Here is a 10376-nt window from a genome sequence, read left to right as displayed (position 1 = left end):
ATACCTAAAATTGTTCTTGAAAATTGATTACGACTACCCCTGTAATTAATAGTCAAAAATTGATTGTATTAAATTAAGTCAAGTTGGGAGAAATTAAGTAATAACGTAAAACACATTTTATGAAAATTGTTAGAGTCCCAAAGTATGTAAAATTTCGTTTATAACACAAACTATTGTGTAAAACACCGATTAGATCCAGTTTCCTCTTTCATGATCTATCGTGTAATTATTTAAAAGTAATATCATTTTTTAAAGAACAACATCTATTATGTGATGATGTATACTGTATTGGTATGCATTAATTTAAAAATTAACACACAAACTCACTAAATCATGACAATGAAAACAAATTATTCTTTTTTAATCAAGAATCTTTCTAAACATTTGCTTTATATCTTTCTCCTATTAACATTACAAATTTCTGCTCAATCTATTGTAGAAAAACATGGAAGATTGCAAGTAAAAGGAAATACCATAGTTGACAAAACTAATACTCCAACTAGTCTTGCGGGTAATAGTTTATTTTGGAGTAATGCCGGGGATACTTCCGACTTTTACGCAGCCGAAACTGTAACTCACTTATCTGATAATTGGAACAGTTCTATCATTAGAGTTGCGATGGGCGTAAAAGAAAGCTGGGATAATGGAAACGGATATATCGACAGCCCCTCTGCTCAAAAAACAAAAATAAAAAAGGTTATAGATGCCGCCATTGCAAAGGGAATCTATGTTATTATTGATTGGCATACACACGAAGCCGAAAACTATGAAAATGAAGCTATTGATTTTTTCAAAGAAATGGCAGAAACGTATGGCGATAAAGATAATATCATCTATGAAATCTATAATGAACCAATACGCCAATCTTGGTCCGAAGTTAAATCGTATGCAACTGCTGTAATTAAGGCTATTCGCTCAAAAGACCCCGATAATCTAATCATAGTAGGTTCACCAACTTGGTCTCAAGACGTTGATATTGCATCAAACGATCCTATTAATGATGTAAATACTGCATATACATTACATTTTTACGCAGGAACTCATAGTCAAGGGCTTAGAGATAAAGCCATAAGAGCAATGAATAATGGGATTGCATTATTTGCAACAGAATGGGGATCTGTTAATGCAGATGGAAATGGAGCTACAGATCAAGCCGAAACACAAAAATGGATGGCTTTTTTTAAACAAAATAACATTAGTCACGTAAACTGGGCAGTAAGTGATAAGCCCGAAGGAGCCTCTATTGTTAAAAATGGAAAAGGAATTAATGGATTAAAAAACAATGAGTTAACAGACACTGGAGTTTTCATTAAAGATATTATTAAGAGCTGGTCTGATGATAACGGAAATCCACCTAATTCTGGAGGTATTATTAATTGTAATACTGTGGATTGTATCATTAATGCTATGAAAAATGCAAAACCAGGAAATGAAATCATAATAGCTCCGGGAACCTATACTGCATTAGAAAAAACAGATCTTCCTGATAATGATGGCAAAGCATCTCGTTTTTATTCTAGTGCTGATGGTACTGCCTCCAAACCAATAATAATAAGAGGTAAAAATGCTTCAAATAGACCAGTCTTGAAAGGTCCCGATAACAAATACGATGGTTACATTATGAGAATTCTTGGGGATCATTGGATTATTAAAGATCTAGAACTCAAAGAAGGGTCCAAAGGTCTCGTCCTAGATAGGTCTAGTAATAGTCAAATAGTAAACGTATCTGTACATGATATAGGTGAAGAAGGTATACATTTAAGAGATGGGTCTAGTAATAATTTGGTCCAAGGATGTTCTGTATACAACACAGGAATTAAGAAACCAGGAATTGGTGAAGGGCTTTATATCGGATCCGATAGAAAACAACACAACAATCCTTATAATCCTGATTGTAATAATAATACTATTGATAATTGTATAGTTGGTCCAAATGTAACTGCTGAAGGTGTAGATGTAAAAGAAGGTACAAAAAATACTATTATTAAAAATTGTACATTTTCTGCTAAGGGAATTTCAGGAGAAAATAGTGCAGATGCATTTATAGACCTTAAAGGAGCGTATACATTTGTCTTCAATAACACGTTTAATAGAGATAATTCTAACGTTCTTGCCAGTGGTATTGATTTTCAAGATCGAAAAACGGGATATAATACAGGTTTTAGAAATGCCGTTTTTGACAATACATTTAATCTAGGTACCAAAGCCGATCAAATACCTACTGCTCGAAAGAAAGGTGGTAGTCCATCAGAAATTCATATCTGGAATAATACCAGGAATCCAAATAGCAATGATTTTCCAATTAGTGATGGCACAACAAATTTTGTGATACAATCATGTCCAACTTGGAACATCATACCGTGTCAAGGAGGAGGTAATCAATCTCCAAACATAAAAATCACCACACCAAGTACAGGAGCTTCTTTTGAAACCGGAAGTACAATCAAAATTAATACTTCAACTTCTGATCCTGATGGATCTGTAGAAAAAGTCGAATTCTTTAACGGCGATCAAAAGATTGGTCAAGATACCTCATTCCCTTTTGAATATACCATTAACAATGCAGTCCAAGGCAATTATTCTTTAACAGCAAAAGCAACAGATAATGATGGGGCAACAAAAACTTCTAATGTTGTTACTTTTAAAGTTGAAGATGAACAACCTAAAGGATGTAATGGACCTGGTATTGCTATATCTGCAAAAATTGAAGCTGAAGAGTATTGCAATATGCAAGGTATACAAACCCAATCCACAACTGATATAGGAGGTGGTCTAAATGTAGGATGGATAGATGTTGGTGATTATTTAGAATATAAAATAATAATCCCTGAATCAGCTGAATATAAAATAGAATATCGCGTAGCCAGTAAATTTGATAGTGGTGAAGTGGATTTTAGGATCAATAATGATTCCAAAGACAAGACATCAATCCCAAATACAGGAGGTTGGCAAAATTGGACAACTATAACTACAAAAGTTGATTTATCTGCAGGAAATCAAACTTTAAAGTTAGTTGCAACAGGTAAGAGTTGGAACATAAATTGGTTTAAAATCACTAAGATTGACGATTCTGGTAATCCGGATAACCCAAACCCTAATAGTTGTAATTTTGGCACTCCTACTTCTTCTTCCTTACCGGCATTCGACAAGGCTTCTTATTCTAATGTTCATATTCTAGGTACTAACGGCCCAGATCTAAGCAATTTTAGGAGATTTAGAATTAACTGGAACCCTAGCCAAAACGGACTATATCAATTTTCGATTAATACGAGCAATGGTATACCAAATTATTATACCGACCTAAGAGATTTTATGACTCATAATTTTAACTCTAGCAATCCCAGCATATCGATCAACAATTCAGGATTTGCAGGTTTAGATGGCGACTACTGGGTTACAAAAAACAAAGATAACTTTGTAATGGTTTCTAAAACTAAAAGTTTCAGTATTTACTTCAATAATTCTAACATAGTACCCAATTGTGAAGGTAACCGTGATACTCCGTCTATACTAGATGGTAAAAGTGCACGAATGGTATTATATCCAAATCCAATTGAGAATGAAATGCTAACCATATCAAATATCTCCCCAAACGGAACTTTAATCCAAATAACAGATATACAAGGTAAAACTATTATAAAAAAGCCTTTAAACGACAATAAAGTATTAGTAGATGTATCTTCTCTTGAAACCGGTCTATATATGGTTATCATAAGAGGTTCGGGATACTTTACATCCATGCTTTTTTCTAAAAAATAACACTCTTTTAATTTTAAAATCCAGGAGAAAATATTTTCTCCTGGAAATTTAATCAAAATATAAAATCAATGATTTTCTTTACTAAAAGAAACCTTATCCTGATGGTTTGGTTTTTATATACGACTACGTTGCTTAGCCAACAAAACGAGATATACAAAAATAATTTTGACCACTTAAGAACCGGTTTATATAATGCTGAAGAGTTTAAAGAAGCCTTTGAAGTAAACTTTTGTAAAGGTGCAGATGAGGGGCGAGTATCAATATCTTCATTTCAAGATAAAGGGAATGTTCTTAAGATTAAATACCCCAAAGGAAAAGTCAAGACTAATGATAGTGGCATGCATACCAAAGTTTATTGGGAGAATTATGAATCGTTTGATGAACTTTATTTTAGTTACCGTGTTTATATTCCTGCGGATTTCGAATTTAGAGCAGGTGCCAAATTACCAGGATTGGCATATCAAACACGAGATAGAAATATGTCTTTACGATTAATGTGGAGGCGGGATGGACTTTTAGAGTTTTATAATCACTTCCAAACAAGACCAACCTGGAGTGAATGGAAAGCCTCTGTAAATTGGAGTTTAATCGATCCCTATAACGAACCCGGAGGTCCACAACCAGATCAAGTGAAATTAAAAAAAGGTCAATGGAATCATATTGAAGTGTATCATAAACTCAATACGGCTGGTGAAAACAACGGAATCATGAGAGGATGGCTTAATGGAGAATTAGCCATAGATATCACAGACAATGGAGATTATCGTCAAAATAACGAAGAAGATATTCGACTTAATACTATATACTTATCTACTTTTTTTGGAGGAAGTAGTAATGATTATAAACCTACCAAAGATCAATATGCTTATTTTGATGATTTTATTGTTTCAAAAACAAGAATTAATGACAATGGAGACGATAACAACAATCCTATTTCAGTTTCTTTTAAAAACCCCGAAAATAATATAATTGTTCAAGAAGGATATGAATTAGATTTAGAAGTTATAGCCAAATCAATTACAGGTAAAATTTCTGATGTAAAATTATATGTTAATGATAATTTTATACGAAAAGAAAGAAAATTTCCATATACATGGGGTCATTCTGGATCTCCAAATCCAAATGAACTAAACAATCTCATACCAGGCGTATATAATATTAAAGCTGTAGCTACAAATGACAAAGGCCAAACTAATCAAACGTATTTAACCTTAACAGTACAAAGTGATACTACGTGCTCACTCATTTTACCTGATACAAAGGGGATACAGGGATTGGATAATGTATACTATAATTATGTCCACATTATGGGAGTGCAAGATGTAAGTTTTCTTAGTAATTTTGTGAATCTATCTATCAAATGGAGCGCAAAATACAATACTCTATACAAGTTTGCCTTAATTACAGATAACGGTTATCCCGATTGGTATGTTGATTTTTCTAAAACAGCCCATTATCAACTTAGAAATCCTCAACCAGAAATAACTCTCAACAATACAGGTTTTGATGGTCTTGATGATACTTATTGGGTTACATTGCAAAACGGTGAACTAATCATGAAATCACAAAATAAAGAAACTTTAGTTTGTTTCAGTAATTCATCGCAACCTCCTTTATGCATGATAGCTAAGCATCAAAGCATAACCTCGATTAACAATGCTAAAAATCTTAGATTATATCCCAATCCAGTTAAAAATCAATTGTTTATTCAAGATTTGCCTTCTTCGGCATACCGTGTAGATATCTATACATTACATGGCCAAAGAGTTATTTCCAATCCAATTTCATCAAAACAAGAAAACCTTAAAATGATTGTCAATACACTACATAAGGGTATTTACTTCATAAAAATATGGTCTCTTCATCAAGAAGTAAAACAGGTAAAGTTTATCAAAGACTAAACTGTTTAAACTTAAAATATTGATTCAGAATAAACTTTAAACGCAAAGAGCAACACTTTGAATCATTTGTATAGTGAGTAAAATAATGCAATATACTTAAACAACAGGCTTTTAAAATTTATAGCTACTCCACAAACTAAATAGTATAAACACAAACTCATCATGAAAACAAACTCAAATCAAATAAAGATATTAATCATTTTATTAATTATAGTTTCGAGTGTCCGTGCACAAAATTGTAATAGTAATGAACTGGTTATTAATCAAAACTTTAGCAAATACGCAAATCAAAATAAAGAATATACTTTATCAATGCTCAAAAGTGACTTTCCTAGGGTTTCTGGTAGAACCTCTAGTGAAATTAGAGGTATAGGTGGCAATTGGCCACAAAAAACTCGTGTAATTAATGGAGAATTACGTGCAGAATATATCAAGAATGCAGCAAGTGGTAGAAAAGGCGGTTTTCTTTTTGATAGTTCTTTTGATAATGCAGATGAAGCAATTTTAGAATACAGAGTCAAGTTTGATAAAAATTTCAAATGGGCTGCTGGCGGTAAACTTCCTGGTCTAGGAGGATCTTCTAAAAATAACCCTGGTGCAATTCCGTCAGGATGTACTACAAATCAAGGTAATATTGATAATGGCTTTTCTTGTCGTTTAATGTGGCGAACAAATAGAGCAGGTACTGCTGCTCCAAAACTTGTAGTATACACCTATTTTCCAGAAAAAAATACGCGTTGTGGTGTTGATTACGACATTATTAGAAATATCAAAAAAGATAAATGGTATACCATAAAACAATATGTTAAACTTAATACATTAGGAAAGAAAAATGGAGTATTAAAAATGTATGTTGACGGTAAATTATTATTAAATGAAACCAATATTACATATAGACTTCCTGGAAAAAAAGACGTCAAAATTAATGCGTTGATTATGAATACGTATCGAGGAGGGGCAGCAAATGATCAAGTTTGGTGGTCCCCTACTACCGATTATGTATATTTTGATAATATTAAAGTATGGAGAAACTGTTCTGACACAGGTAATACAAATAACCAACCTCCTTCAATCGCTATTACAAGTCCAAGTAATAACAACTACCCTAAAGGCGCTAATATTTCTGTGGATATCAATGCTAATGATCCAGATGGAACTATTGTAAAACACGAAGTTTTTGTAAACGGTACACTAGTCGATACTGATGGAGAAAACTTTACACCTTATACTATATCAAATGTTCAAGAGGGTAATTATACCATAAAAGTTATCGTTACCGATAATGACGGAGCCAAAAATGAAGCTACAAAAAGTTTTTCTGTTTCAGATTCTTCTGATGGAGGAGATAATAATAGTTGTGATACCTACGAAGAAAAAGATGGTCTTGTTGTAATGGAAGCCGAAAATACCAATTCTACTTTAGGCCTATGGAAGAAAAAAACGAATAACCCAGGGTTTTCTGGATCTGGTCACCTGGAATTCACAGGAAATGGTTCTAACGGTGGACCTCCAAGCTCTCCTTTAACATATACTTTTAAAATTAATAAGGCAGGATTTTATCGTTTATATATTAGAGCTAGAAAACGGTTAGACGGACAACCTCAAGATAAAAATAATGATGGATATGTAAAAATGAGTGGAGATTTTGATCCAGGTCCCAACTCTGGTAATAATCATAATGATGACGCACCAGAATCTTTATTAAGAAAAGATACCAAATTTTTTGGTGGTCCTGCAACAGGTTGGGGATGGGCAGAACAATTAGATGCCGGTGGAGAAACTAATAAACGTAATGCTGTTTACAAATTTAAAGCAGGAAAAACCTATACTTTAACTTTATCCGGACGATCTATAAAATGGAATGTCGATAGAATATTGCTAAGACATAGCTCTGTTAACAATACAACTGCTTTTGCTGCTGCCAAAGAAACTAAATGTGACAATGGTGGAAATAACACCAATGCCTCTATAACAGGTGAGTTAAAAAAATGGCATAAAGTAACTTTAACGTTTAATGGTCCTAATACCTCTGAAACTGCTAGTAACAATCCGTTTTTAAATTATAGATTAAATGTAACTTTTACCCACCAAAGTGGTTCTCCTTCATACATAGTTCCAGGTTATTATGCTACCGATGGCAAAGCAGCACAAACTTCAGCTACCAATGGTAATAAATGGAGAGTACATTTTGCACCAGATAAAACTGGTAAATGGAACTACAAAGTCTCCTTTAGAAAAGGAAATAACGTGGCAGTAAACGATAGCAATACTGGAGGAACTGTTGCAGGCTTTATGGAAGGAGAAACAGGATCTTTTACGATTAGTACTTCAGACAAAACAGGTAGAGATTTTAGAGCAAAAGGACGTTTACAATATGTAGGAGAACATTACCTGAAATTTGCTGAAACAGGAGAATATATGATTAAGCAAGGGCCAGATTCTCCTGAGAATTTATTGGCGTATACCGATTTTGACAATACCCCCAATGCAGGAAATAGAAGGAAGAATTATGCGCCACATGTCGGGGATTGGAATAATGGCGATCCTACTTGGAAAAATGGTAAGGGAAAAGGGTTAATAGGAGCTGTAAATTATATCGCTAGTGAAGGATTAAATTCAATGTCTTTTTTAACAATGAATATTAATGGAGATGATGAAAATGTATACCCATACGTTAACAATAATCAACGCACGCGTATAGATGTTTCTAAACTGGCGCAATGGGCTATTGTTATTGAACATATGCAACAAAACGGAATCTTTGCACATTTTAAAACTCAGGAGACCGAAAATGAAATATTACTTGACAATGGAAATACGGGAACACAGCGTAAATTATATTATCGCGAACTAATTGCAAGATTTGGTCATAATTTAGCACTTAACTGGAACTTAGGAGAAGAGAATGGAGGTGGCCCTCAACCGGTAGACCAATCACCAACACAAGAACGTTCAATGGCAGAATATTTTTTCAAAAATGATCCTTATCGTCATCATGTTGTTATTCATAAACACCCAAATGATTTTCCTGATTACCTCACAGGTAATCAATCAAAACTAACCGGTTTTTCATTACAAACTAATAAATCTGATTTTAGTAATGTCTTTAGTAAAGTAAAAGAAGGTATCGATGATTCTAGAAATGCCGGAAAAAAATGGGCTATTGCATGCGACGAACCTGGAGATGCACAACATGCAATTCGACCAGATAATAACGCCGCAAATTCTCATACAGATGGCCGAAAAAATGCCATGTGGGCAACCTTACTCGCTGGTGGATGGGGTAACGAATGGTATTTTGGATATCAAAATGCACATTCAGACTTGTCACTTCAGGATTTTAGAAGTAGAGATAAATGGTGGGATTATGGCCGACACGCAATTCGGTTTTTTGAGATCGCCAATCTTCCATTAACTCAAATGCGAAATAATAATTCGTTGTCTTCAAATACCAGTGATTACTGCTACGCAAAACAAGGTCAAGCCTATGTGGTATATCTAAAAAATGGAGGTTCTACTAATTTAAATCTAAATGGACAAAATGGTCAATTTACAGTACAATGGTATGATCCTAGAAATGGTGGTAGTTTGAAAAATGGTTCCATAACAAATATTAGCGGAGGAGGTAACAGATCTTTAGGGAATGCTCCAAATAATGGTACTAAAGATTGGGTAATACTAATCACTAAAAACAATACTAATCCAAATGAAAACATCCCTCCTGCTGTATCCTTTTCTTCTCCTACAGGAAATATTTCGGTTCAAGAAGGCTATTCTGATTTTAAAGTAGTCGCGAATGCGTCAGATAGCGATGGTTCTATTAGTAATGTCAAATTATATATCGATAACAATTTTATACGACAAGAGAATATAGCCCCTTATGAATGGGGACATGATGGGTCTCCATATCCAGGAGAAGTAACTAACCTTTCTGCAGGAGATCATATATTTAAAGTAGTTGCAACAGATAATGATGCCAGTACTGCAGAAGCGTCTTTTATTTTAACCGTAAGAAAAGCCACAGATGGTGATGGGACTGATTGTAATTTTGATACTCCATCAAATAATGGAATACCCGCTATGGATAAAGTAGCATACTCTAATGTTCATATTCTTGGAGATAATGGGCCCGATCTTTCTAATTTCAGAAAATTCACAATCAATTGGGTACCACAAAATAATGGGTTGTATCAATTCGCAATTAATACTAATAATGGATCACCAGATTGGTATGTGGATTTTAAAAATACGATGTCTTTTCAATTAAAAAACACAAAACCAGAAGTTACATTAAATAATACCGGTTTTAATGGTTTAGATGGGGCATATTGGGTTGCAAGAGATGGAAACAATTTCGTACTGGTTTCGAAAAACCGAAATTTCACAATCTACTTTAGTAATTCTTCATCTGAGCCTAATTGTAATAGTTCAAAACTCATAGAAGACATATTACAAATTAAAGGATATCCTAACCCTGTTGTTGCATCTTTATATACAATTACTGGAATGTTACCCGGCCTAAAAAAGCTACAAATAGTAAGTCTAGATGGACGAGTTTTAAAGGAAGCCGATACAGAAAATACAACCGAGATCCTAGAGATTTCAGAATTACCATCTGGGTCTTATTTTTTATTGATAAAAGCAACTAGGTTTCAAAAATCAATATTGTTTGTTAAACAATAGTATTAAATGCATGATTTGACAAAGTATGTTTAG

The 10376-nt window shown here is 33.7% G+C and carries 3 protein-coding genes; all 3 read left to right on the top strand.

Annotated elements, in window-relative coordinates; all coding sequences use genetic code 11:
* The first annotated feature begins 339 nt into the window (after positions 1-339).
* Positions 340-3759, top strand: a complete 3420-nt coding sequence (locus tag D1816_RS00805) for a cellulase family glycosylhydrolase (RefSeq protein ID WP_118500825.1) — start codon at positions 340-342, stop codon at positions 3757-3759.
* Between the two features lie 68 nt (positions 3760-3827).
* Positions 3828-5660 (top strand): polysaccharide lyase, encoded by a 1833-nt coding sequence (locus tag D1816_RS00800; protein ID WP_118500824.1) that lies wholly within the window; start codon positions 3828-3830, stop codon positions 5658-5660.
* Positions 5661-5822: 162 nt separating this feature from the next.
* Complete coding sequence (locus D1816_RS00795; RefSeq protein ID WP_118500823.1) at positions 5823-10343, top strand: polysaccharide lyase; 4521 nt, start codon at positions 5823-5825, stop codon at positions 10341-10343.
* Positions 10344-10376 lie beyond the last annotated feature (33 nt).

Source organism: Aquimarina sp. AD10 (assembly GCF_003443715.1).
GTDB classification, from domain to species: Bacteria; Bacteroidota; Bacteroidia; order Flavobacteriales; family Flavobacteriaceae; genus Aquimarina; species Aquimarina aggregata.
The sequence above is the reverse complement of the archived record's forward strand: the minus strand, read 5'-3'. Positions and strand labels throughout refer to the sequence as shown.